The 23,401-nt window shown below is 61.9% G+C and carries 20 protein-coding genes; 9 read left to right on the forward strand and 11 right to left on the reverse strand.

Annotated features, from left to right (window positions below):
• Positions 1-355: 355 nt before the first annotated feature.
• Positions 356-685, reverse strand: coding sequence for a DHCW motif cupin fold protein (locus ACILRC_RS13305; protein ID WP_395669860.1), 330 nt, complete (start codon positions 683-685; stop codon positions 356-358).
• Between the two features lie 525 nt (positions 686-1,210).
• Here ACILRC_RS13305 and ACILRC_RS13310 point away from each other — a divergent pair.
• Positions 1,211-1,642, forward strand: coding sequence for a hypothetical protein (locus tag ACILRC_RS13310; RefSeq protein WP_395669861.1), 432 nt, complete (start codon positions 1,211-1,213; stop codon positions 1,640-1,642).
• 2 nt (positions 1,643-1,644) lie between these two features.
• Complete coding sequence (locus ACILRC_RS13315; protein ID WP_395669862.1) at positions 1,645-2,460, forward strand: DUF2145 domain-containing protein; 816 nt, start codon at positions 1,645-1,647, stop codon at positions 2,458-2,460.
• A gap of 328 nt (positions 2,461-2,788) precedes the next feature.
• Here the strand turns inward: ACILRC_RS13315 and ACILRC_RS13320 are convergent, their stop codons facing one another.
• Positions 2,789-3,943: an alanine--glyoxylate aminotransferase family protein gene (locus ACILRC_RS13320; protein ID WP_395669863.1), complete on the reverse strand. Its 1,155-nt coding sequence runs from the start codon at positions 3,941-3,943 to the stop codon at positions 2,789-2,791.
• A 115-nt stretch (positions 3,944-4,058) separates the two neighbouring features.
• Entirely contained in the window at positions 4,059-4,898 is an 840-nt protein-coding gene (locus tag ACILRC_RS13325; RefSeq protein ID WP_395669864.1) for a phytanoyl-CoA dioxygenase family protein, read from the reverse strand.
• 141 nt (positions 4,899-5,039) lie between these two features.
• Here ACILRC_RS13325 and ACILRC_RS13330 point away from each other — a divergent pair, with 141 nt between their 5' ends.
• Both ACILRC_RS13330 and rocF read left to right on the forward strand, forming a co-directional pair.
• A complete protein-coding gene (locus ACILRC_RS13330) occupies positions 5,040-6,047 on the forward strand; it encodes an asparaginase (protein WP_395669865.1) in 1,008 nt (335 codons plus the stop codon).
• A 7-nt stretch (positions 6,048-6,054) separates the two neighbouring features.
• Positions 6,055-6,969: an arginase gene (rocF, locus tag ACILRC_RS13335; protein ID WP_395669866.1), complete on the forward strand. Its 915-nt coding sequence runs from the start codon at positions 6,055-6,057 to the stop codon at positions 6,967-6,969.
• A 19-nt stretch (positions 6,970-6,988) separates the two neighbouring features.
• On the opposite strand, the gene ACILRC_RS13340 is transcribed toward rocF, so the two are convergent.
• The 5 genes from ACILRC_RS13340 to ACILRC_RS13360 all read right to left on the reverse strand — a co-directional run bounded on the left by ACILRC_RS13340 (position 6,989) and on the right by ACILRC_RS13360 (position 12,531).
• Positions 6,989-8,002: an ABC transporter ATP-binding protein gene (locus ACILRC_RS13340; protein WP_395669867.1), complete on the reverse strand. Its 1,014-nt coding sequence runs from the start codon at positions 8,000-8,002 to the stop codon at positions 6,989-6,991.
• The gene (locus tag ACILRC_RS13345; RefSeq protein ID WP_395669868.1) at positions 7,999-8,979 is read right to left on the reverse strand and encodes an ABC transporter ATP-binding protein; all 981 of its coding nucleotides are present in this window, start codon (positions 8,977-8,979) and stop codon (positions 7,999-8,001) included. The genes ACILRC_RS13340 and ACILRC_RS13345 overlap by 4 nt, the downstream gene beginning before the upstream one ends.
• Positions 8,980-8,997: 18 nt before the next feature.
• A complete protein-coding gene (locus tag ACILRC_RS13350) occupies positions 8,998-9,909 on the reverse strand; it encodes an ABC transporter permease (RefSeq protein WP_395669869.1) in 912 nt (303 codons plus the stop codon).
• 9 nt (positions 9,910-9,918) lie between these two features.
• Positions 9,919-10,899 (reverse strand): ABC transporter permease, encoded by a 981-nt coding sequence (locus ACILRC_RS13355; RefSeq protein ID WP_395669870.1) that lies wholly within the window; start codon positions 10,897-10,899, stop codon positions 9,919-9,921.
• Positions 10,900-10,962: 63 nt separating this feature from the next.
• A complete protein-coding gene (locus tag ACILRC_RS13360; RefSeq protein ID WP_395669871.1) occupies positions 10,963-12,531 on the reverse strand; it encodes an ABC transporter substrate-binding protein in 1,569 nt (522 codons plus the stop codon).
• Positions 12,532-12,717: 186 nt separating this feature from the next.
• On the opposite strand from ACILRC_RS13360, the gene ACILRC_RS13365 reads away from it, so the two are divergent.
• On the forward strand, positions 12,718-13,065 hold the full coding sequence (locus ACILRC_RS13365) for a BON domain-containing protein (RefSeq protein WP_395669872.1): 348 nt from the start codon (positions 12,718-12,720) through the stop codon (positions 13,063-13,065).
• A gap of 10 nt (positions 13,066-13,075) precedes the next feature.
• On the opposite strand, the gene betC is transcribed toward ACILRC_RS13365, so the two are convergent.
• Together betC and putA are read right to left on the reverse strand one after the other, a co-directional pair.
• Positions 13,076-14,596 (reverse strand): choline-sulfatase, encoded by a 1,521-nt coding sequence (betC, locus tag ACILRC_RS13370; protein ID WP_395669873.1) that lies wholly within the window; start codon positions 14,594-14,596, stop codon positions 13,076-13,078.
• 146 nt (positions 14,597-14,742) lie between these two features.
• A complete protein-coding gene (gene putA, locus ACILRC_RS13375; RefSeq protein ID WP_395669874.1) occupies positions 14,743-17,856 on the reverse strand; it encodes a bifunctional proline dehydrogenase/L-glutamate gamma-semialdehyde dehydrogenase PutA in 3,114 nt (1,037 codons plus the stop codon).
• A gap of 175 nt (positions 17,857-18,031) precedes the next feature.
• Here putA and ACILRC_RS13380 point away from each other — a divergent pair, with 175 nt between their 5' ends.
• Positions 18,032-19,975, forward strand: coding sequence for a putative bifunctional diguanylate cyclase/phosphodiesterase (locus ACILRC_RS13380; protein WP_395669875.1), 1,944 nt, complete (start codon positions 18,032-18,034; stop codon positions 19,973-19,975).
• 2 nt (positions 19,976-19,977) lie between these two features.
• Complete coding sequence (locus tag ACILRC_RS13385; RefSeq protein WP_395669876.1) at positions 19,978-20,463, forward strand: Lrp/AsnC ligand binding domain-containing protein; 486 nt, start codon at positions 19,978-19,980, stop codon at positions 20,461-20,463.
• On the opposite strand, the gene ACILRC_RS13390 is transcribed toward ACILRC_RS13385, so the two are convergent.
• Entirely contained in the window at positions 20,449-21,162 is a 714-nt protein-coding gene (locus ACILRC_RS13390) for a YggS family pyridoxal phosphate-dependent enzyme (protein ID WP_395669877.1), read from the reverse strand. The two genes, ACILRC_RS13385 and ACILRC_RS13390, sit on opposite strands and share 15 nt — an antisense overlap.
• A gap of 43 nt (positions 21,163-21,205) precedes the next feature.
• Between ACILRC_RS13390 and ACILRC_RS13395 the strand changes: the two genes are divergently transcribed.
• Together ACILRC_RS13395 and ACILRC_RS13400 are read left to right on the forward strand one after the other, a co-directional pair.
• On the forward strand, positions 21,206-22,249 hold the full coding sequence (locus ACILRC_RS13395) for a type IV pilus twitching motility protein PilT (RefSeq protein ID WP_395669878.1): 1,044 nt from the start codon (positions 21,206-21,208) through the stop codon (positions 22,247-22,249).
• Between the two features lie 13 nt (positions 22,250-22,262).
• Positions 22,263-23,399, forward strand: a complete 1,137-nt coding sequence (locus tag ACILRC_RS13400; RefSeq protein ID WP_395669879.1) for a PilT/PilU family type 4a pilus ATPase — start codon at positions 22,263-22,265, stop codon at positions 23,397-23,399.
• The last annotated feature ends 2 nt before the right edge of the window (positions 23,400-23,401 follow it).

Consider the following 23,401-nt stretch of genomic DNA (forward strand, 5'->3'; position numbering starts at 1 on the left):
GCTGGAGTCCATCGGCTACATTCCCCCTGCCGAGGCTGAAGAAAATTACTATCGGCAACTAGCCAGTCAGAACCCAATACCGGTCTGACTTAACCCAACGGGCCTCCACGAAACCCGGGGCGGTTCAAAATGCCGTCTGTCTGATTCAGTTACCACCGCACGCAAACGCCCCTATCCAGTTCAGAGCCCATGTTCGGTCAACTCGATAACCCTTCTGCGACAGTAATGTCACGCCGAGCGAATGGAGCCCGGGCAGCGGCTCGTCTTCAAGGCTGTAGGCAAGGCTCAAGAAAGAAAACCATCACCAAAGCTGCTTGACGAAACAGGAAGTCCCACTAGAGGGGTTAGGCCTCACTCAGTCGACGATGAATAGCTTTGCACCCGAAACTGTCCTGGATCTGTGAGCTTCAGCTGCGTCCGCCACTTGGTAGCTCATGCCTGCCTTCAAGGTGAACTTCCGGCCGTCTTCCAGTTCAGTTTCCAGCTCGCCATCAAGGCAAAGTAGGACGTGGCCTTTACTGCACCAGTGATCGGACACATATCCGGGCGTGTACTCGACCATTCTGACCCTAATCCCTGCGAAGTCTTGAGTTCGCCAGTAAGCCATTCCGGACTCACCCTTGTGCTCTGTCCGTGTGATAGTTGACCAGTCGGTCGTCCCGAAGGGGATCCCTTCCATCTTCATGTGCTGTTTCCTTGTTCGTGGTTCAAGGCGGCATTCCCGGCGTTGTCAAGCCGCTGTTCTGATCTTATCTGGCGAAGTCGCTGCCCAAGTGTTTTGTGAGGCCTACGCAATGTACAGAGCAAAACCTGCTCTATAAGTTGGGCGCCGTTCCATAAGTTGGTCATGTCTCCCTCCGCAAAATGGCTTGCAGCTTGGCTTACTGATCAACAGGCCGCATAAATGTACAGGTATCAAAGCGCTGTGAAACCCAGAACCCCAGCTCTGCAGTTCACTCGGATTCTGGACCAACGGCGCGAGCGCGTCCCCTGTGAAAGGCAGATGGAGTGGCACTGCGCGGCGGGATAGAAACGCCGCAGGCACAGGAGATGAATCATCCCAAGGTGAGGCATTCATGGGTTTGGATTTGGATTTGGATGTTTCCGTCGTCTACGATGTATATCAATCTGCGAAGCGGCATGCAAGGCCTAGGTTGTCGTTTATGCTTGCTGCGACCGAACCAGCGGACAACACCTCTCGGAGTCATGCATGAAAAAACTAACCCAATTGCTGATGCTTGCGCTTGCAATTTCAACCAGTGCATATGCGCAGAGCAACGATGGCAGTAAGGCGATCAGCATGGGCGCTGCGAGTATCGTGGCCTCACCTGTCCTGTCACTGGAGGGTAGGCCCTTGGAGGCATCGGCGGCTTTGGGAGTTGGTGGTTCTTTTGTCGTGGGTGGTCTGGTGGTTGCCTCGGTCGAGCTTGTCACGCTGACGCTCAAAAATGTAGCAACCGGCAGTCAGTACGTCATCAAAGCATCTGGCAAAGCAGTGCAAGGCGCATCGGTTGCGGTTGGTACCAGCGTTCGTGTGGTGGCCGAATCCACGGGATATGCCGTGATAGCGTCCGGAAAACTGCTGGCGTTTATTCCCAACGCCATTGGAGAAGCGCTGCTGCATCACTCTGAGGTGAAGTAAGAATGCATGGCACTTTGCTTTGGGGGCGCGCATTCATAGTCGCCGTTTTGTTGTCGGTAGGCCTGCATGACGCTGTGGCAGGCACGGCATGTTCCGACAAGCCGCCCCAGCCCGAGTCGATTCAACAGGCGTTCCAAGCGGCCTACAAGCTGCACCAAAAATTAGAGGCCACGCAGCCTCAAGTCGGACTGGTGGCACGGGTGGGACAAGATTTGTCCAAATACGGTCTGCGGTACTCGCACATTGCGTTTGTGCGCAAGGATGCTGCTAGCGGCCAATGGCGAATCGTGCATTTATTGAATGCATGCAACAGCAACCAATCCGCAATATGGAACGAAGGCCTTGCCAACTTTTTTCTAGATGATCTTCACGCCTATGAGGCAATGCTGATCGTTCCATCACCAGCACTGCAAGCCAAACTGCTGGCAATTGTTGATAGCGAGAGTGCTGTATTAAACATGCACCAGCCGCTCTACAACATGTTGGCTTATCCGTTTTCCGATAAGTACCAAAACTCAAACCAATGGGCACTGGAGTTATTGGCACAAGCACTGTCACAGCAAGCCGCCATGGTTACGCCCGTTGCCAACCGCAAGCAAGCCCAGCAGTGGCTCAAACTCACCAACTACGAGCCCACCACCTTGAAGCTAGGTGCCATGACCCGACTTGGCGCGCGTGTGTTCAAAGCCAACGTAGCGTTTGACGATCATCCCAATGAGCGCCGATTTGCGGATTTGATTGATACCGCCACCGTGGAGTCGATGGTGGTCTATGCTCGCAAGGTGGATCCAGGCAGCAGCTTCGAAGTGATTAAGTAAGCCTCTTTCGCTGCCTGCACCACAAACTCCGAAGCACCCATTTCCAGCGAGACGCCCTGGGCGCAGCCCGGCAAGCCACTTGCAAACGCCGCAGATCGCGCACTGTCGCGACCGGCAACAATCAATTCGATGTGACGGTCGTCGGCCAACGCACGGCAGATGCGTGCCCCAAAACTCCCATACCCTCCAAGCACCATCACACGCATGGTTCGTCTACCGCGAGTCCTTGCAAAGTCAGATTCCCGGTCCACTGCAGTGTTTGCGCCAGCTAATGCAAACCTCGAACGCTGGCGACCTGTTGTGGCCGCCACGCCTTGTCGCTACGCCATCAAGCCGCCACCGCTTGCGGTTCCGTAATTCCCAAAGCATCGAGCGCCGTAGCCAGGTGGGCCACGCTGCGCTGGGCGTTGTGCAGTTTTTCCAGGCCAAAGAGGCCGACGCGGAAGGTCATGAAGTCGGCGGGTTCGTCGCACTGTAGCGGCACGCCCGCGGCGGTTTGCAGGCCCAGGGCGAGGAATTTTTTGCTGCTTTGGACATCCGCATCTCCGGTGTAGCTGACCACCACGCCCGAGGCCTTGAAGCCGTCAGCGGCCACGCTGCGGATACCACGGCGCTCAAACAGTTGGCGCACCGCGTTGCCCAGCGCAATCTGTTCTTGGCGCACCTTCTCGAAGCCGTATTTTTGGGTCTCCAGCATCACCTCGCGCAGTCGGGTCAGCGCATCGGTGGGCATGGTGGTGTGGTAAGCGTGGCCGCCTTTTTCGTAGGTCTCCATGATCTGCAGCCACTTCTTGAGGTCGCAGGCAAAGCTGGAGCTGGTGGTGCCGTCGATGGCGGCGCGGGCACGTGCACTCAGCATCACCATCGCGCAGCAGGGCGAGCCGCTCCAGCCTTTTTGCGGTGCGCTCACCAGTACGTCCACGCCGGTGGCTTCCATGTTGACCCACAGCGCGCCCGAGGCAATGCAGTCCAGCACAAACAGGCCACCCACTTCGTGCACCGCGTCGGCCACGGCGCGCAGGTAGTCGTCGGGCAAGATCATGCCGGCCGAGGTTTCTACATGCGGTGCAAACACCACGTCGGGGCGCTTGCTGCGGATGGTCTCCACCACTTCCGCAATTGGGCAGGGCACCCAGGGCGACTGTTTGTCGGTACCCGTGCGTCGGGCTTTGAGCACGGTGGATTCGGCGGGGATGTGGCCCATGTCAAAGATTTGCGTCCAGCGGTAGCTGAACCAGCCGTTGCGGATGACCAGTGCCTTTTTGCTGGTGGCAAACTGGCGTGCCACCGCCTCCATGCCAAAGGTGCCGCTGCCCGGAACCAAGGCCACGCTGGGTGCGTGGTACACGTCCTTGAGGATGCCGGAGATGTCTTTCATCACGCCTTGAAAGCGCTGGGACATGTGGTTGAGTGCGCGGTCGGTGTAGACGACGGAGAACTCCAGCAGTCCTTCGGGGTCGATGTGGGGTACGAGTCCTGGCATGTTGTTCTCCGGTTGCGTTGGTCTTTGGGTACAGATAGGGTCGCAAAGCCTAGCACGCTGCCGCGCTGGGCGCATCGGGTGAAACGCGGCGCGAGTGTCCCATCCGCAGAGGTTGTTAGACAAAACCGCGCACGGGCAGCGTCGTGTCGCGCTGGATCCAGTTGCTGCTGGCGTAAGTGCAGCGGGCGTCGGTGGCGTGCAGCGTATAGGCATGGCGCGAGCTGGCCGACCGGTTGGGCGCGCTGTAGTGCGGCAGCAAGCCATGGAACACCACCAGCGTGCCGGCCTGCACTTCGAGCGCTACGGCGCTGGTGGTGTCGGGCCAGGGCGTGGCATCCAGCGGCTCCATGGTGATGGAGTCGCCGTGGCGCACAAAGCGCTCGCGCAGCGGTGTGCGGTGGTCGCCGGGCTGCACCCACAGGCAGCCGTTGTGCAAGGTGGCGTCTTCCAGGGCAAACCAGAAGGTGGTGACGCTGGTGGGCGTGGTGTCGAAAAACGTGGCGTCTTGGTGCCAGCCCACTTCGCCGCCAATGCCGGGCTGCTTGAAGATGTACATCGACTGCCAGATGCGCGGCTCGGCCAGGCCCACGCCGCGTGCCACCGTGTCGAGCGCCACGCCGTGCGAGAAATCGTCGAACACCGGGTCCAGGTCGTGCATGGCGTGGCCGATTTTGTTGATCGACAGCGCCTTGGCCTGCTTGAGGCTGCCGTCCGGCGCAAAGGCTTCTTCCTCAAAAAAGCAGCGCACTTGGTTGGCAGAGTCCAGGAAGTAGCGGTCGATGCTGCGCACCTGGTCGTTGGTCGTGAAGACGGCGCTGCCGTCCGTGGGGTCAAAGGCGTCGACGATGGCCAGGGCGCGCGCGCGCAGGGTGGCCATCGCCGGGGCCGATTTGAAATGCGGCAGCACAAGGTAGCCATCGCGGTGAAAGCCTTGCAATTGTTCTGGGGTCAGCATGGCGGACTCGCTCGAAAAAAAAGCCAAAATGGTGCCGCGCCAGTATAGGCAGCCCGGTCCACAACCGCCCTACCGTGCAGCCACACTGCCAACCCAAACACGGCCTACCCGACCACCCACCACCGTTAAGCGGACCCTGCAGTGCACCTCCAACCTTTGATCGAACTCACCCGCGGCGGCTTGCCCGAATGCCTGCACCTGGGCGCGGTTGCCGTGGTCAACACCCGCGGCCAAGTGACCGCGCAGGTGGGTGACCCGCACCTGCTGACCTTCACCCGCTCCACCCTCAAAGCCTTGCAGGCGCTGCCGTTTGTCCAGGCTAACGGGCCTGAGCAATTCGGGTTCAGTACCGCGCAAGTCGCCCTGCTGTGCGCCAGCCACAACGGGGAAGACATGCATGTCGCTGCCGCTGAGCAGATGCTGGCCCAAGCCGGGTTGGGCTACCGGGCTCTGCGTTGCGGTTGCCATGTGCCGGGCATCTTCACGCTCTTGGACAAGTCGCCGCCCGAGGGCTTGGCCTACGACGAGCGGCACAACAACTGCAGCGGCAAACATGCCGGCTTTTTGGCGCACTGCGTGCAAAACGGCTGGAGTCTGGACGACTACACCGACCCCAGCCACCCCTTGCAGCAGGCCATTCGAAAGGATGTGGCGCGTGCCGTCAGCATGGATGCCAACGACCTGAAGATGGGCATCGACGGCTGCTCCGCCCCCAACTACGCCATGCCCTTGAGCAAGCTGGCCTATGGCTACGCGCGTTTGGCCAGCGGGGCAGCGGACGCAGAGTTCGGCGAGAGCTTTGCGCAACTGTCAGAGGCCATGACCACGCACCCCGAGATGGTTAGCGGCACCGGCCGCAACGACCTTGACTTCATGCGCGCCGGGCGTGGCGATTGGGTCACCAAGGTCGGCGCCGACGGCGTGCAGGTGGTGGGCAGCAAAAGCCGGGGCGAGGCCTTTGCCATCAAAGTCATCGATGGCAGCAAGCCCGCTTTGTTTGCCGCCAGCGTCGAGGTACTCGACCAACTGGGTTGGCTCGACGACGCCCAGCGCGCGCTGCTTGCGCCCTGGCGCGCCGCCACGTTGCGCAATGCGCGCGGCTTGCAGGTGGGCGAGCGCCGACCCGTTTTCCAACTCACTGGAGCCTGAGCACAGCATGCAACACCAAGTCAGCCTGATTGGCGCGCCCACCGACATCGGTGCCGGCACGCGCGGCGCCAGCATGGGGCCCGAAGCCCTGCGTGTGGCCCAACTCGTCACCACCTTGCAGGCCCACGGCCTGGAAGTGCAAGACCGCGGCAACCTGCACGGCCCGGCCAACCCCTGGCAACCGCCTGAGGACGGCTACCGCCACTTAGCTGAGGTGGTCGCGTGGAACCAAACGCTGCACGACGCGGTCTACGCCGAATTGCAACTGGGCCGCCTGCCCATCGTCTTGGGTGGTGACCACTGCCTTGCGATTGGCAGCATCAGCGCAGTGGCGCGCCACTGCCGCGAAGCTGGCAAAAAACTGCGCGTGATTTGGCTGGACGCCCACGCCGACTTCAACACCAATGCACTGACGCCCAGCGGCAACATCCATGGCATGCCCGTGGCCTGCCTGTGCGGTCACGGTCCGGCTGCGCTCACTGGCATTGGCGGGCACACACCCGCGATTCAACCTAGTTGGGTGCGCCAGGTGGGCATCCGCAGCGTGGACGCAGGTGAGAAACGCTTTGTGCATGCGCAAGACCTGGAGGTGTTTGACATGCGCTACATCGACGAGATGGGCATGCGCAGCGCCATGGACTTGGCGCTGGCGGGGTTGGATGCCGACACCCACTTGCACGTGAGCTTCGATGTGGATTTTCTGGACCCCGACATCGCGCCCGGCGTGGGTACCACGGTGCGCGGCGGCCCCACCTACCGGGAGGCCCAGCTGTGCATGGAAATGATCGCCGACACCGGTCGCATGGCCTCGCTCGATGTGATGGAACTCAATCCCGCGCTCGATGAACGCAACCGCACCGCCGAAGTCGCAGTGGATTTGATCGAGTCGCTGTTTGGCAAAAGCACCTTGATGCGCAAGTAGGGCGCAGTGGGGGGCGCACCTAGCTGCCCACCTCGATGCGTCCCTCTTCCACCGCGTGGCATGCCACCCGCACGCCGCCGATCTGTTGCAACACTGGCCGCTCGGCGCTGCAGCGCGCGTTGGCGTGGGGGCAGCGGGGGTGGAAGGCGCAGCCGCTGGGCGGGTTGAGTGGGTTGGGCACCTCGCCCGACACGGGGGTGCGGGGCCGCCCGGTGTCGTGCATCTTGGGGATGGCATCGAGCAGCATGCGGGTGTAGGGGTGGCGCGGGCGCTCAAACAGGGTGTGCTTGTCGGCCAGCTCCACCAGGCGCCCCAGGTACATCACCCCCACCTGGTCGCTGACATGGCGCACCACCGCCAGGTTGTGGCTGATGAAGAGGTAGGTCAGCCCGCGCGCACGCTGCAGTGCTTTCATGATGTTGAGCACCTGCGCCTGCACGCTCACATCGAGCGCCGAGGTGGGCTCGTCGCAAACCAGAAACTCCGGCTCGGTCGCCAGCGCACGGGCAATGGAGATGCGCTGGCGCTGGCCGCCCGAAAACTGGTGCGGGTACTTGGCCATGTCCTGCGGGTTCAGGCCCACCGAGTGCAGCAGCTCACCCACGCGCTGTTCAATGGCTGGGCTGTCGTCCAACACGCCATGCTCACGCAGCGGCTCGGCGATGATGTCGCCCACGGTCCAGCGCGGATTGAGGCTGGCGTACGGGTCCTGGAAAATCATCTGGATGCGCCGGCGCAGTTGTTTGCCGTTGGCAGAACGGTAGGCCGCGTGGGCGTTTTGGCCATCGAACTCGAAGCTGCCCCGGCTGGGCTCGTACAGCCCCACCAGCAGCCGCGCCACGGTGCTTTTTCCGCAACCGGACTCGCCCACCAAGGCCAGCGTTTTGCCCCGCTCGATCTCAAAGCCCACGCCGTCCACTGCGCGCAGCAACAGCCGAGGTTGGCGTTCCAGCACCCGGTTGAGCCAGGGTGCAGACACATCAAAGGTCTTGGCCAAATCGGTGGCACGCACCAGGATGTCGGGCGTGCTCATGGCTTGCCTCCTGCGCGATCTGCATGGATCCAGCAGGCCGCCTGGGTGGTGCCTGCTGCCATGAGGTTGGGGCGGTTTTGGGTGCAGCGCTGGTCCACCAGCTGGGTGCAGCGCGGATGGAATGCACATCCGGTGGGAATGGCGTGCAGCCGGGGCATGGCCCCGTCGATCTGGTTGAGGTTCTCGCGGTCTTGGCCCATGTCTGGGATGCAGGCCATCAAGCCCGCGGTGTAGGGGTGCTGGGGCCGGTTGATCACGTCGTGCACCGGCCCGATTTCGGCAATGCGGCCGGCGTACATGACCGCGACCCGGTCGCAGGTTTCTGCGATCACGCCCATGTCGTGGGTGATCAGCATGACCGCTGCGCCACGCTTTTTGCAGATGGTTTTGAGCAGCGTGATGATCTGCGCCTGAATGGACACGTCCAGTGCGGTGGTGGGCTCGTCGGCCACGATCAGCTTGGGCTCTGCGGCCAGTGCCAGGGCGATGACTACACGCTGGCGCATGCCGCCAGAAAACTGGTGCGGGTAATGGTCGATGCGCTGCTCCGCCGCCGCAATGCCGGTGTCTTTGAGCAGCGCGATGGCGCGCTCACGCGCTTGCGCGTGGGTGACGGGCAAGTGGGTGGTGATGGTTTCGATCAATTGCTTGCCCACCGAATACAGCGGGTTGAGCGAAGTTAGCGGGTCTTGGAAAATCGCGCCGATCTCGCGTCCGCGAATTTTGCGCAGCTGCTCGTAGGGCAGGTTGTCGATGCGGCGGCCCTCCAACAGCACCTCGCCCGAGGCGATCCGTCCGGGTGGCTCCAGCAGGCCGATGATGGCCGCACCGGTAAGCGATTTGCCCGCACCCGACTCGCCCACCACACCCAAGATTTCGCCGGGGGCGATGGCAAACGACACGTCGTCCAGGGCGCGCAAAGTGCCGCGCCGAGAGGGAAACTCGACCACCAAATGATTGACTCGCAAAAGATCCATGGGATGGGTGAGCGCCTTTCAACGCAGCCGGGGGTTGAGCGCGTCGCGCAACCAGTCGCCCAACAAATTCACGCTCAGGGCGATCAGCACCAGCATCAGCCCGGGGAAGATGGTGATCCACCACTCGCCGGAAAACAGGTAGTCGTTGCCCACCCGAATCAAGGTGCCCAAAGAAGGTGCCGTCGGCGGCGCGCCCACGCCCAGGAAGCTCAAGGTGGCCTCGGTGAGGATGGCAGACGCCACTTGGATGGTGGCCAGCACCAGCACCGGCCCCATCACATTGGGCAGCACGTGTTTGCGCATGATGCGTCCCGCAGGTACGCCGGTCACCTGCGCGGCTTGTACGTATTCCTTGCGGCGCTCCACCAGCGTGGAGCCGCGCACGGTGCGGGCGTACTGCACCCAGCCGGTGAGCGATATGGACAGCACCAGCACCCCAAACGCCAAAGACTCATGCGCGTTGGGAAACAGCGCCCGGCCAACGCCCGCAATCAGCAGGGCCACAAGAATGGCGGGGAAGGACAGCATGACATCGCACATGCGCATCAGCACCGCATCGAGCCAACCGCCGCGAAAGCCTGCCAGCAGCCCCAGCGCCACGCCGACCAGCACCGACAGCAGCACCGAGGCCACGCCGACCGCCAGCGAAATTCGCGCGCCGTACATCAGGGCCGACAAGATATCGCGGCCTTGATCGTCGGTGCCCAGAAAAAACCGCGCGCTGCCACCTTCGCTCCAGGCCGGGGGCAGGCGCGCATTGCTGAGTTCCAGCGTGGTGAGGTCAAAGGGGTTGTGCGGTGCCACCCAGGGGGCAAACAGCGCACAAAACACGCACACAAAGGCAATCAGCGCCGCCACCATCGCGGTGGGCGATGTGCGAAAGCTGTAGCCAATATCGCTGTCAAGCCAGCGGTGAATCAGGGTTTGCATCGTCAGAACTCAGTGCCCCGAAGCCGTGTCCAGGCGCAGGCGTGGGTCCACCACAAAATACAGCAGGTCCACCACGAGGTTGATCACTACAAAAATCAGTGCAATCAGGCACAGGTAGGCGGCCATGACGGGAATGTCTGCAAACGTGACTGCCTGGATGAACAGCAAGCCCATGCCGGGCCACTGGAACACCGTCTCGGTGATGATGGCAAACGCAATCAGGCCGCCCAGCTGCAAGCCGGTGATCGTCATCACCGGGACCAGCGTGTTCTTGACCGCATGGCCAAAGTGCACCGCGCGGTTGGTCAGGCCCCGGGCGCGGGCAAACTTGATGTAGTCGGTGCGCAGCACCTCCAGCATCTCGGCGCGCACCAAGCGCATGATCAAGGTGAGCTGAAACACCGCCAGCGTGACCGCAGGCAGCACGATGTGGTGCCAACCCTTCGCGCTGAGCAAGCCGGTGCTCCAGCCGCCCAACTCGTGCACCTCACCCCGACCAAAACTGGGAAACCAACCCAGGTGCACTGCAAACACCAAGATCAGCAAAATGCCGATCAGAAAGGTCGGCAAAGACACGCCCAAGAGCGACACCGTCATCAGCAACTGGCTGACAAAGCTGCCCCGGCGCAGCGCGGCGTACACGCCCATCGGAATGCCCAAGAGCAGCGCCAGCGCGGCGGCGATAAGGGAGAGCTCCAAGGTGGCGGGAAAGCGCTCTGCGATCAACTGCGACACCTTCACACCCTGGCGCAAACTCATGCCGAACTCGCCCTGCAGTGCATTGAGCAGGAAGTGGTAGAACTGGATAAAAAACGGTTGGTCCAGCCCCAAGGCCATGCGCAATTCCTTGACCTGCTCAGCGGTGGCGTCCTGCCCAAGTATGAAAACGACCGGGTCGCCCACGTACTGAAACAGCATGAACGCCACCAGGGCCACGGTGACCATGACCAAGACCGCCTGCGCCAGGCGCCGCACAATGAATGCCAGCATAGGTTTTAAAAAACAAGGGCCGCATGCGCCAGGCAGCGACCCTTGGGTTGCAAGCAGCGGTGTTTAGTTGACTTTCACCAAACGCCAGTCGATGCGGTTGTCAGCACGGTGCACCACGTCGATGTTTTTCTTCATCACCCACGGAATCACCTGGTTGTGCAGCACGATGTGGCTCACATCGTTCTTGGCCATCTCCAGCGCTTCCGTGAGCAGACGGGGGCGTACGAAGGGATCGCTTTCGGTCTTGGCGCGGTCGATGATCGCATCCAGCTTGGGGTTGCTGTATTTGCCGACGTTGTAGTTGCCGTCACCGCCCGTGCCCACGCTGCGCACCAGGGATTGCAGGCTGTACACCGCATCAAAGGTGGGAACACCCCAGCCCAGCATGTAAATGCTGGCTTCGTTGCGCTGGATCATCGGGAAGTAGGTGACCAAAGGTAGGGTGCGCAGCTTGGCCTTGATGCCGATGCGCGACCACATGGCGGTGACTGCCTGGCAGATTTCTTCATCGTTGATGTAGCGGTTGTTGGGGCAGGCAAAGTCCACTTCAAAACCGTCGGGGTAACCCGCAGCTGCCAGCAGCTTCTTGGCGCCTTCCACGTCCACTGGCTCGCGGCGGTGCAGGGACTCACTCCAGCCGGCCACCTGCGGTGCGATCAGCGCCGCCGTGGGTTGGCCCAGGCCACGCATGGTCACGCGGGTGATGGCCTCGGCATCGACTGCCTTGTTCAGCGCTTGGCGCACCCGCAAATCCTTGAGCGGGTTCTTGCCCTTGATGTTGCTGCCCACCAGCTCCGCCCGGCCGTGGTCCATGCCAAAGAAAATGGTGCGGTTTTCCACACCGTCCATCACCTTGAGTGCGTTGTTGGAGCGAATCCGTGGCAAGTCTTGCGGGCTGGGGTCCAGCACCAAGTCCACTTCACCGGTCAGCAAGGCTGCAATGCGGGTGGCTTCGGCCTTGATGGGGGTGTAGACGATTTCGGTGGCGTTGCCTTCCATGCTGCCCCACCAGGCGGTGTTCTTTTCCAGCACCAAGCGCTGGTCTTGCTTCCACTCTTTGAGTTTGAAGGGACCGGTGCCATTGGCGTTGCGGTGGGCGAAGTTTTCTTCCTGCGTTTTGATGTCCTTGGGGTCGACCGACTTGTTCTTCTCCGCCCAGGCCTTGCTCATCATGCGCAGCTCGGTCATTTGGTTGAGCAGCACCGGGTTGGGGCCGTTGGTGATGATGTCAATCGTGCTGTTGTTGACCTTCACCACTCTTTCGATGCCGCTGATGTAGGGCGTGAAGTTGGAGGTTTTGGCCATCGCGCGCTGGATCGAGAACACCGCGTCATCCGCGGTAAACGCGCTGCCGTCATGGAACTTCACGCCGTTGCGCAGGGTCACCCGCAGCTGGGTGGGGCTCACTTCGTTCCAGGCAGTGGCAAGCACCGGCTCGATCTTGAAGGTGCGGCTGTTGTAATAAACCAGACTTTCGTACACCGCAGCGTGCACGCCATTTTGCAATGCATTGTTCTGGGAATGGATATCCCAGGTGGCGATGTCGCTTGCGCTGGCCCACTTGAAGGTTTTGGCCTGTCCAAATGTCGGCAGGCAAAGCGCCGCGCACAGTGCAATGAGTTTGAGCTTCATAGGAATTCCCAAGGGTGGTATCAAGGGCGTGAAGTATGCCTTGCCCGTTTTTGGGCGGTTCTAAGGGCTTTCCCGGCGTCTGCGCGCGCCATCAGTGTGCGATCGCGCACGGACGGTGCTTTCCTAGGCAAGCACAGTGCGGTCAGGGCCACCCTGCGGCGGCCCAAGCACACACAAAGGCGGCCCATGAAAATTTCTCAGATCACCCTGCTCGCCCTTGCAATCGCTGCGGCCGTAGCGGCAGCTGGTTGCAACAAACTGCCCGCGCCTACAGCGACCACCACCGCACCCGCCCCCGAAGCACCGGTGGCGGTGGGCAACATTGCCGATGTGGATGTGACCGAACACGTCAACATGGCGCTGCTGCAAAGTGAGCTGCTCAAGGGCGCGCGCATCACGGTGGGAACCACCAAAGGCGATGTGCGTTTGAGCGGAACGGTGACCAGCCAAGCACAGGCGGACGAAGCCGTCAGAATCGCGCGCCTCTCTGCTGCAGTGCACGCGGTCCACAACGAAATCGCTATCGTGCAATAAGCGCGCCGCTTCAGGGCACGGGAAAGCGCGCCCGGCGTTCTAGGTCGTCAAGGTCAATGTGGTTGCGCATGTACTGCTGGCTGGCGTCGACAAAGGGCTGGTGATCCCAGGCGGTGCGCCTGCCTTGGGTGAGTGCGCGGTAGACCAAGCGGCGGCGGCGCTGGCTGGCCAGCACCTGCTGGTGCAAGGCGCCCAGGTTCCAGCGGGTGTGGGTCTCCGCCAGGAAGGCCTGCAGCGTGGCCTGGTGGCCCGGGTCCGATGCCAGGTTGTGTAGTTCGTCGGGGTCGGATGCCAGGTGGAAGAGCATGCAAATGTCGTCCTGCCCGTAAACGAATTTCCAGGGTCCGCGCCGCAGCATGATGAGTGGCGTTTTGCTGCCCTCGGCCATGTATTCGCCAATCGCTTCGTCGTGGCCTCCTGCGCCTCGCAGGTGCGGCACCAGCGATTGGCCGTCCAGCGGCAGCGTAGCGTCGACTTGGCCGCCTGCCAACTCAACCAAGGTGGGCAGCAGGTCGATGGTGGACACATTGCCAGCCACCCGCCGGGGCGCAAACTGCTGGGGGGCATGCACCACCAGCGGCACGCGCGCTGCCATCTCGAACCAGTGCATCTTGTACCAAAGGCCACGCTCGCCCAGCATGTCGCCGTGGTCGCCTGAGAACACCATGATGGTGTTGTCTGCCAAGCCGCAATCCATCAGAGTTTTGCGCAGCTCGCCGATCTTGGCGTCGACATAACTGCAGGAGCCAAAGTAAGCACGCCTTGCACGGCGTATGGCGTCGTCCGTCAGAGGTTTGTCCCACAAGTCAATCACCTTGAGCAGCCGTTGCGAGTGCGCGTCTTGCGCGTCCTGCGTGAAACTGTGGCGCGGCATCGGGATGTCTTCGTCTCGGTACAGGTCGAAAAACTCGGATGGGATGGTGTAGGGGTCGTGCGGGTGTGTCATCGACACCGTCAGGCAAAACGGTTGGCCCGGTGTGTTGCGCACATGGTCGTACAGGTACTGGCGCGCTTTGAAGACGGTTTCTTCGTCGTGGTCGAGCTGGTTGGTTCGAACGCTGGGGCCGGCTTGGAGCACCGAGGACATGTTGTGGTACCAACTCGGGCGCACTTCCAGCGCGTCCCAGTTGACCGTCCAGCCGTAGTCGGCGGGGTAGATGTCGGCCGTCAGGCGGTCTTCGTAGCCGTGCAACTGGTCGGGCCCGCAAAAGTGCATCTTGCCCGACAGCGCGGTGCGGTAGCCCAGGGCCCGCAGGTAGTGCGCGTAGGTGGGGATGTCGGCGGCGAAGTCGGCGGCATTGTCAAAACCGCCGATCTTGGAGGGCAACTGCCCGCTCACCAAGCTGTAGCGGGAAGGCGCGCACAAGGGGCTGGGGCAGTACGCTGATTCGAACACCACGCCCTGCTCGGCCAGGCGCGCCAGGTGCGGCATCTGCACTACCGATTGGCGGTCGTAGATGGGGAGCAGCGGCGCAGCCATTTGGTCGGCCATGATGAAAAGAATGTTGGGGCGGGTGGTGGTCTGGGTCATGCCGGATGCTTGGTTGGGGTTGGCAAAGCCAGCAGCATAGCGGTGCGGCACTTCAAGCCACGGCGCTCCACCGACCAGCGATGCAGCGTGGCCCCTGTGGCGAACAGTGCCGCATGACCACCTGCGCAACGTAGCACCGCTGAGGCCTATGCGGTCAACAATGCTGCATTGCCGCCTGCAGCCGTGGTGTTGATGGTCACTGTTTTTTCTGCGCAGAAGCGGTAGAGGTAGTGCGGCCCACCCGCCTTGGGGCCAGTCCCACTGAGGCCTTCACCACCAAAGGGCTGCACGCCCACCACAGCGCCGATCATGTTGCGATTGATATAGATGTTGCCCACATGGGCCGCCGCCGCCAGTGCCTGGGCGCGCGAATCAATGCGTGTCTGGATGCCCAATGTCAGCCCATAGCCGAGCGCGTTGATTTGCGCAATCACTGCCAACGGGTCGCCATCCCAGCGAACGATTTGCAGCACGGGTCCGAAGACTTCGGCGTTGACCTCGGCGATGCTTGCCACCTCGAACGCTGACGGCGCAATAAGGTGGGCGGTGCGGGCGCTGCTGCGGTCCATTGGGGGCTCGCTCAGCAGTGGTTTGGCGCTGGCATGGAGGCGGGCCAGGTGGAGCCCAATGCTGGTAAACGCGTCTGCGTCAATCACTGGGCCCACATCGGTGGCCAAATCGACGGGGTCGCCGACGCGCAGCTCGCGGGCCGCGCCGCGCAACATCTCGATGACGTGGTCGGCAATGGCCGAATGGACGCACAGCAGGCGCAGCGCTGAGCAGCGTTGTCCAGCAGAACGGAAGGCACTCAGGACCACTGCGTCGACCACCTGCTCAGGTAGCGCGCTTGAATCCACGACCATGGCATTGATGCCGCCGGTCTCGGCAATCAGCGGGACGATGGGGCCATCCTTGGCGGCCAGCGCACGCTGGATGACTTTGGCCACTTGGGTGGAGCCGGTAAACACCACACCGGCCACTTTAGGGTGCGCCACCAGCGCAGCTCCTACCGTCTCGCCCGGACCGTGGACAAGCTGTAACGCGCCCTGTGGTACGCCTGCGGCATGCATCAGATCGACCGCCGCCTGGGCCACGCCCGGCGTTTGCTCGGCCGGTTTGGCCAGCACCGTGTTGCCCGTGGCTAGGGCTGCGGCCACCTGGCCCACAAAGATGGCCAAAGGAAAGTTCCAGGGGCTGATGCACACCCACACACCGCGCCCAGTGAGCGTCAGTATGTTGCTCTCGCCAGTCACACCGTAGGTGGCTGGCGCCAACAAGCCGCCCGTCACTGCCGGCATCGCCTGGGGCTGCTGGATGCGCTCGGCCTCGCTGGCGTAGTAGCGCAAGAAGTCCACCGCCTCGCGCACTTCCGATACCGCATCGCCCCAAGTCTTGAAAGCCTCTTGCACCAGCAGGGCGCACCACAGCGGGGTCCGCGCCTCCATGGTGTCGGCGGCGCGGCGCAGCACGGCGGCACGCGCGCTGACCGGCGTGCTACTCCAGGCGGCGAAGCTGCTCGCCGCCAGTGCGAACGCGGCTGCAGTGCGTTCAGGGATACGTTCTGGCGCGCATTCGGGTACCACCGGAACACGCTCGCTGCGCATGGCCGCAAGCAGCGGATCGCGTTGCGTGGGCACCGTGAGGTCCAAGCCGGCGCTGTTTCTGCGCGCTCCAGCGTGGGTGCCAAAGAGGTCCGCTGGCAGCGGTAATGCCGAATGCGGCTCCAGGCGCAAGGGTGAGATAAGCAGCGACTGCATGTCCACCGAGGCATCGACCAGCTGGTGCACAAACGACGAGTTGGCTCCATTTTCCAGTAGGCGGCGCACCAGGTAAGCCAGCAGGTCGCGGTGCGCACCGACTGGCGCATACACACGACACGCCACCAGCGGGTTTTTGAGCACCTCGCGGTACACGCCCTCACCCATGCCGTGCAGGCGTTGCAGTTCGAACGCACCGCCGGTGCGTGCGGCCATTTGCAAAATGGCGGCAACCGTGGCGGCGTTGTGGGTCGCGAACTGCGGGTAGATGGCGTCGGGCGCGGCCAGCAGCGATTGGGCACAAGCAAGGTAGGACACGTCGGTGTGGTGCTTGTGGGTGAACACCGGGTAGCCGGGCAATCCCAGTTCTTGAGCGCGCTTGATTTCAGCGTCCCAGTACGCGCCCTTGACCAGACGGCACATCAACCGAACCTGGTGTTTGCGTGCCATGGCGGTGACCACCTCAACGAGTTCGAGTGCCCTCGTCTGGTAAGCCTGCAGCGCCAGACCCAAGCCTGTCCACTGGGGGTGGTGCTGGGCCACGCGGCCCAGCAGGGCATCAAGCACCTCCAGCGAGAGTTCGAGTCGCTCGACCTCCTCAGCGTCGATCGTGAGGTTGATGTTGGCCAAGGCGGCCAGTTCGCAAAGGGTCCACACGCGCGGCACCAGTTCGGCCAGGACGCGCTGGCTTTGTGCGTCTTCGTAGCGTGGGTGCAGGGCACTGAGCTTGATGGAGATGCCGTCGTTGTGCTGCGGCGCTGCAACGCGGCGGGCCCGGCTGGCAACCGCGTGGATGGCATCGGTGTAGCTCGCAAGGTAGCGCAGTGCGTCGCTGTCGGTACGGGCACCTTCGCCCAGCATGTCGTACGAATAGGTGAGACTGCCTGCGTCACCACTGGTGGTTGCTGCTGATCCATGTGATGCGGCGCGGTCCAGCACGGCAGCACGCCCAGCGTGCTTGCTGCACGCGGTCTGGGCTTGGTGCATCGCGTCGGCGATGGTTTGGCCGAGCACAAACTGACGCCCCAGCAATTGCACCGCGCGCAAGGTGGCGGCTACCACCGTCTTGGCCCCCAGCTTGGACATCAGGCCTGGCTCTGACTGATGCGCGCTACTGGCTTGTGTGGCAGGTAAAAAGTGCTTAGACAGTGCGATGGCGGCGCCCGACAAGCGGGCTAAAACCTGGTCGCTGCTGCGCTCAAAATCGGCCCGCCCCAGTTGGTCCGCAGTCAAGGCCACCGCGGTTTCAGCGTCGGGGATACGCAACAGCGCTTCTGCCAGACGCATCAGCGCCAGCCCCTCAGCACTGGAGATGGGGTATTCCTTTTGCAGACTCTCCATCGCCCAAAACGGCGGCGGGTGGTCACGCACCGCCTGCACCCAGGGTGCCGCCGTCTGCGCAACCTCGGCCCAATTCAGGGCAGAGCGCAGCGCAGCCAAGCGCTGCGACACCACGGCAGGTTCAGGGCGGTAGGGATCCGGGAGTCTTTGGGTTGCCGGCATCAAGTTGCTCCAATGTTGGCGTAATATTTATTGTTTTCTAAGGCTAGATAAATAAATCACCAAACAATCTTCGATTTAAAGAACTTAACTCAGAACAGCAGGGCCTTTGCCTTAGGTCTAAGGCCCTGCTGGGGCTTCTATTGATCAAACCCGCTGCCCTCGCTTAGGATTCGCCATGTCCAGCCAGTCTCCACAACGCGTCGCTGCAGCGAACCCTTCCCATTTCTTTTTTCCACCGCTTCGGCTGGCTTTGTTGTTGATTGCCTGCTGGGGCGGTGGCGCACTCTGCTTGGCCTTGCTGGTAGCGAACGTGAGCGCCGATGGGCCCCATGCGGTTTGGTTGTGGTTGGGACTGGCCCTCGGCGCTGCGGGGCTGCTTGCAGCGCTGGCATGCGTGCTGGATGCACGGCGCGGCGCGCGCCAGCAGGCTCTGTTAGCACCTGAGCAACACTTTCGTGCATTGACCGAACTGGCCTGTGACTGGTGGTGGGAGCAAGACAGCGCCTACCGGTTCACCTACATTGGGGGCAACTTCGAGTCCACGACCGGCCAAACCGAGGCAGCGCTGCTGGGGAAAACCCGCTGGGAGCTGCCGTGTTCCAACCTGGGAGCTGCCGATTGGGCGGCGCACCGCGCTCTTTTGGACCGGCGCGAAGCGTTTAGTAACTTCGAGGTTTCGCGCCCCGATGGGCAAGGCCGCCTGGTGCACTATGCGATCTCGGGTCAACCGGTGTTTGACGCCCAGCAGCGGTTCATCGGCTACCGAGGCGTGGGTAACAACATCACCAGCCGGCGCGAGGCCGAGGAGGCCACCCGGCACCTGGCCCATTTTGACCCGCTAACCGATCTACCCAACCGCTCGTTGTTTCCGGACCGAGTGCAAACTGAAATACTGCGTGCCCAGCGCAACAATCGCAAAGTGGCGCTGCTCATGTTGGACCTGGACCACTTCAAGCAGATCAACGACACACTGGGTCATGACCAAGGGGACTGCCTGCTGGTGATGGCGTCGCAGCGGTTGCGCGACTGTGTGCGCAGTGCGGACACAGTCGCACGGGTCGGTGGAGACGAGTTCATGGTGATTCTGGGCGACCTGGAAGACTTGCGCCCGGTCGAGACGATTGCGGGCAACGTGTTGCAAGCACTTTGCCAACCCTACCCGTTGACCGGTGGTAGCGGGATTGTGAGTGCCAGCATCGGTATCGCTGTGTACCCAGACGACGCCACCGATGTGGCGGGCCTTGTCAAGCGGGCGGACCAGTCGATGTATGCCGCGAAAAGCGCGGGACGCAACCGGTTTAGCTTTTTCACCCAAGAGTTGCAAGACCAAGCGGAGAGCCGGATTTGGTTGACCCAAGACATCCGCTCGGCCTTGCGCGAAAACCAGTTCTGGGTGGCTTACCAGCCCATCCACAGTTTCAAGGATGGTTCGGTGCACAAGGCCGAGGCGCTCATCCGCTGGCAGCACCCAGAGCGCGGCTTGGTCGAGCCCTCGGTGTTTGTGCCGGTGGCTGAGTCCACCGGGCTGATTTCCGAGATCAGCCAGTGGGTGTTTTCTACCGTGGCGGCCCAGGCCCAAGCTTGGCGGGCGTCCCACCACAGCGACTTTCAGGTAAGCATCAACAAGTCCCCGGTGCAGTTTTACCGGCCCGGTGGCGACCAGGTCACTTGGCACCAACAGTTGCGCGAGCTTGGCTTGGGCGAACGCAGCATCGTGGTGGAGATTGCAGAAAGCCTGCTGCTCAACTCCAGCCAAAGCATTGCGCAGCAGATTCGCGCCATACGCAGCGATGGTATCCAGGTGTCGATTGACGACTTCGGCAGCGGCGCATCCTCCTTGGCCAACTTGCAGGCGCACCACATTGACTACCTCAAGATTGACCAAGGGTTTGTGCGCAAAATCGCTCCAGACTCGGACGCTTTGGCCTTGTCGCAGGCCATCATTGCCATGGCCCACAAACTGGGGATCCAGGTCATAGCCCAAGGCGTCGAGACGCAGGAGCAGGCCGATTTGTTGCGCGCAGCAGGTTGTGATTTCGCGCAAGGCTACCTGTTTGCTCGACCTATGGATGCGGTCAGTTTCGATGCCTACTTGCGCTCGCGTCCGCGCCTGTCATAAACATGGCGACCTTGACAGCACAGCGTACCGATCTGGACCGCATCGATCTGAAAATTCTGGCCATCTTGCAAGAGGACGGCCGCATCGCCAATCTCAAACTGGCCGAGCTGGTGGCCCTTTCGCCCACCGCCGTGTTGGCGCGGGTGCAGCGTTTGAACAAAGAAGGCTACATCCTGGGCTACGAAGCGCGGCTCAACCCGCGCAAGCTGCGCGCTGCCATGCTGGTGTTTGTGGAGGTGCTGCTGGACCGCACCACGCCCAATGTATTTGATGCTTTCAAGGCGGCTGTGCAGGTGCACGAAGAAATCTTGGAGTGCCACATGGTCGCCGGAGGTTTTGATTACCTGCTCAAAACCCGCATGGCAGACATGGATGCCTACCGTGCGTTTGCAGGTGCCGTTCTGTGGAAACTGCCTGGCGTGCGCGAAACCCGAACCTACGCGGTGATGGAAGAGGTCAAAGACACCACCCGCCTAAAGCTGCTCTGATGGCGCTGCAGCCCCGATTCCACGCGTACCAAAGATTGCAGAACCTATCCGCACCAGCGTGCTGCCGCTGTGGATGGCAGCTTCCAGGTCGGCCGACATGCCAAGCGACAGCGTGTCCAAACCAAAACCCAGCGCGTTGAGGCGGTCCCACAAGGCCTTGGTTTGCAGGTGCACCGCACAGGCGGCTTCAAACGAGGCGGCGGGTTCGGGGATGCTCATCAAGCCGCGCAGCTGCAAGCGTGGCAGGGCGCGCACTTGCGCCGCCAGATCGGCCAGCCCTGCCGCCGTGACGCCAGCCTTGTTGGCACCACCATCGGTGTTGACCTGAATGCACACCTGCAGCGCAGGCAGGGACGCGGGGCGCTGCTGGCTTAGTCGCTGTGCGACCTTGAGCCGGTCCACCGAATGCACCCAGTCGAAGTGCTCGGCCACCAGGCGGGTCTTGTTGCTTTGCACCGGACCGATGCAGTGCCACACCAAGGGCAGGTCGGACAGCGCAGTCATTTTGTCCAGCGCCTCCTGAATGTAGTTTTCGCCAAAGGCCGTCTGCCCGGCGGCGTAGGCTTGGCGCACCGCGTCGGCGCCAAATGTTTTGGAGACCGCCAGCACCGCCACGCTGTGGGGCGGTCGCCCGCTCTGGGCGCAGGCCTGCAGGACGCGCTGGTGCAGCTGCGCAAGGTGGTGTGCAATCGTGGTCATAATCCCCAAGCGTAGCAAACAACATGCTTTAAATGAGGTTCGCGTGGACATCACCCAGCTGCTTGCCTTTAGTGTGAAGAACAAGGCGTCCGACTTGCACCTATCGGCCGGGTTGCCGCCGATGATCCGGGTGCACGGCGATGTACGCCGCATCAACGTCGATCCGCTGGACCACAAACAGGTTCACAGCATGGTGTATGACATCATGAACGACAGCCAGCGCAAGCACTACGAAGAGTTTTTGGAGGTGGATTACTCCTTCGAGATCGACGGCTTGGCGCGGTTTCGGGTCAACGCATTCAACCACCAGCGCGGTGCCGGCGCGGTGTTTCGCACCATTCCCAGCAAAATTTTGTCGCTTGAACAACTCCACGCGCCCAAGATCTTTGGTGAACTTGCGCTCAAACCGCGCGGGCTGGTACTGGTGACTGGACCGACCGGCTCGGGCAAGTCGACCACCCTTGCGGCCATGGTGAACTACCTCAACGAAACCGAGTTTGGCCACATCCTGACCGTGGAAGACCCGATCGAGTTTGTGCACGAGTCCAAAAAGTGCCTGATCAACCAGCGCGAGGTCGGGCCGCACACTTTGTCTTTCGCCGCCGCGCTGAAGTCGGCTCTGCGCGAGGACCCCGATGCCATTCTGGTGGGCGAGATGCGCGATCTGGAGACCATCCGCCTGGCCATGACGGCGGCAGAAACGGGTCACTTGGTGTTTGGCACGCTGCACACCTCCAGCGCCGCCAAAACCATCGACCGGATCATCGATGTGTTCCCTGCGGACGAGAAGGAAATGGTGCGCGCCATGCTGTCGGAGTCCCTGCAAGCGGTCATTTCACAAACGCTGTGCAAAACCAAAGACGGTCAAGGCCGGGTGGCGGCCCACGAAATCATGCTGGGCACCAGCGCTATTCGCAACCTCATCCGTGAGGCCAAGATCGCGCAGATGTACTCGACCATCCAGACGGGCAACAGCCAGGGCATGCAAACGTTGGACCAAAACTTGGCAGACCTCGTCAAGCGCAATGTGATCAGCGCGGCCGAGGCCCGCGGCAAGGCAAAAATGCCGGAAAACTTCTCCGGCTAGCAAGGACGGCGCCATGGAACGCGACCAAGCAAGCACATTCATCAACGAGCTCTTGCGGCTGATGCTCAGTCGCGAAGGCAGCGACCTGTTCATCACCGCCGAGTTTCCTCCGGCGATCAAGGTCGACGGCAAGCTCACCAAGGTGTCGCCGCAACCGCTGACGGCCGCACACACTATGGCCTTGGCGCGCGCCATCATGAGTGACAAGCAGCTTGCCGAGTTTGAGCGCACCAAGGAAGGCAACTTTGCGATTTCCCCCCCGGGAATCGGGCGCTTTCGGGTCAATGTGTTCATCCAGCAGGGCAAGGTTGGCATGGTGGTGCGGGTGATACCGGCGGTGCTGCCTACGATTGACGGCATGGGATTGCCGCAGGTGCTTAAGCCCGTGGTAATGGCCCAGCGCGGTTTGTGCATCATGGTGGGTTCGACCGGCTCGGGCAAATCGACCACACTGGCGGCGATGGTGGATTGGCGCAACGAAAACTCCTGGGGCCACATCGTCACCATCGAAGACCCGGTGGAGTTCATTCACCCGCATAAGAACTGCGTGATCACGCAGCGCGAAGTGGGCTTGGATACGGACAGCTGGGAAGCCGCCTTGAAAAACAGCCTGCGCCAAGCGCCAGATGTGATTTTGATGGGCGAATTACGCGACCGACAAGCGATGGAGAATGCCGTCGCGTTTTCTGAGACGGGGCATTTGTGCCTGGCCACACTGCATGCCAACAGTGCCAACCAGGCGCTGGACCGCATCATCCACTTTTTCCCCGACGACCGGCGTGAGCAGTTGCTGACCGATCTGTCGTTCAATCTCAATGCGGTGGTGTCCCAGCGGCTGGTGCCCCGGCAAGACGGTAAGGGCCGGGTGGCAGCGGTGGAGGTGATGGTAAACACCCCGCTGGTGGCCGATCTCATCCTCAAGGGCGATGTAGCTGAGATCAAGGAGATCATGAAAAAAGGCCGCAACGCTGGCATGCAGACCTTCGACCAGTCGCTGTTCGACCTTTACGAGAACGATCTGATTACGTACCAGGACGCTTTGCGCTATGCAGATTCGGTCAACGATCTGCGGCTGCAAATAAAACTCAGCAGCCGGCGAGGTAGGTCCACCGATCTGGCCGCCGGTACCGAAAACCTCGCCATCATTTAGCC

The sequence above is a fragment of the Rhodoferax sp. genome, assembly GCF_044236835.1.
Taxonomy (GTDB): domain Bacteria; phylum Pseudomonadota; class Gammaproteobacteria; order Burkholderiales; family Burkholderiaceae_C; genus Allorhodoferax.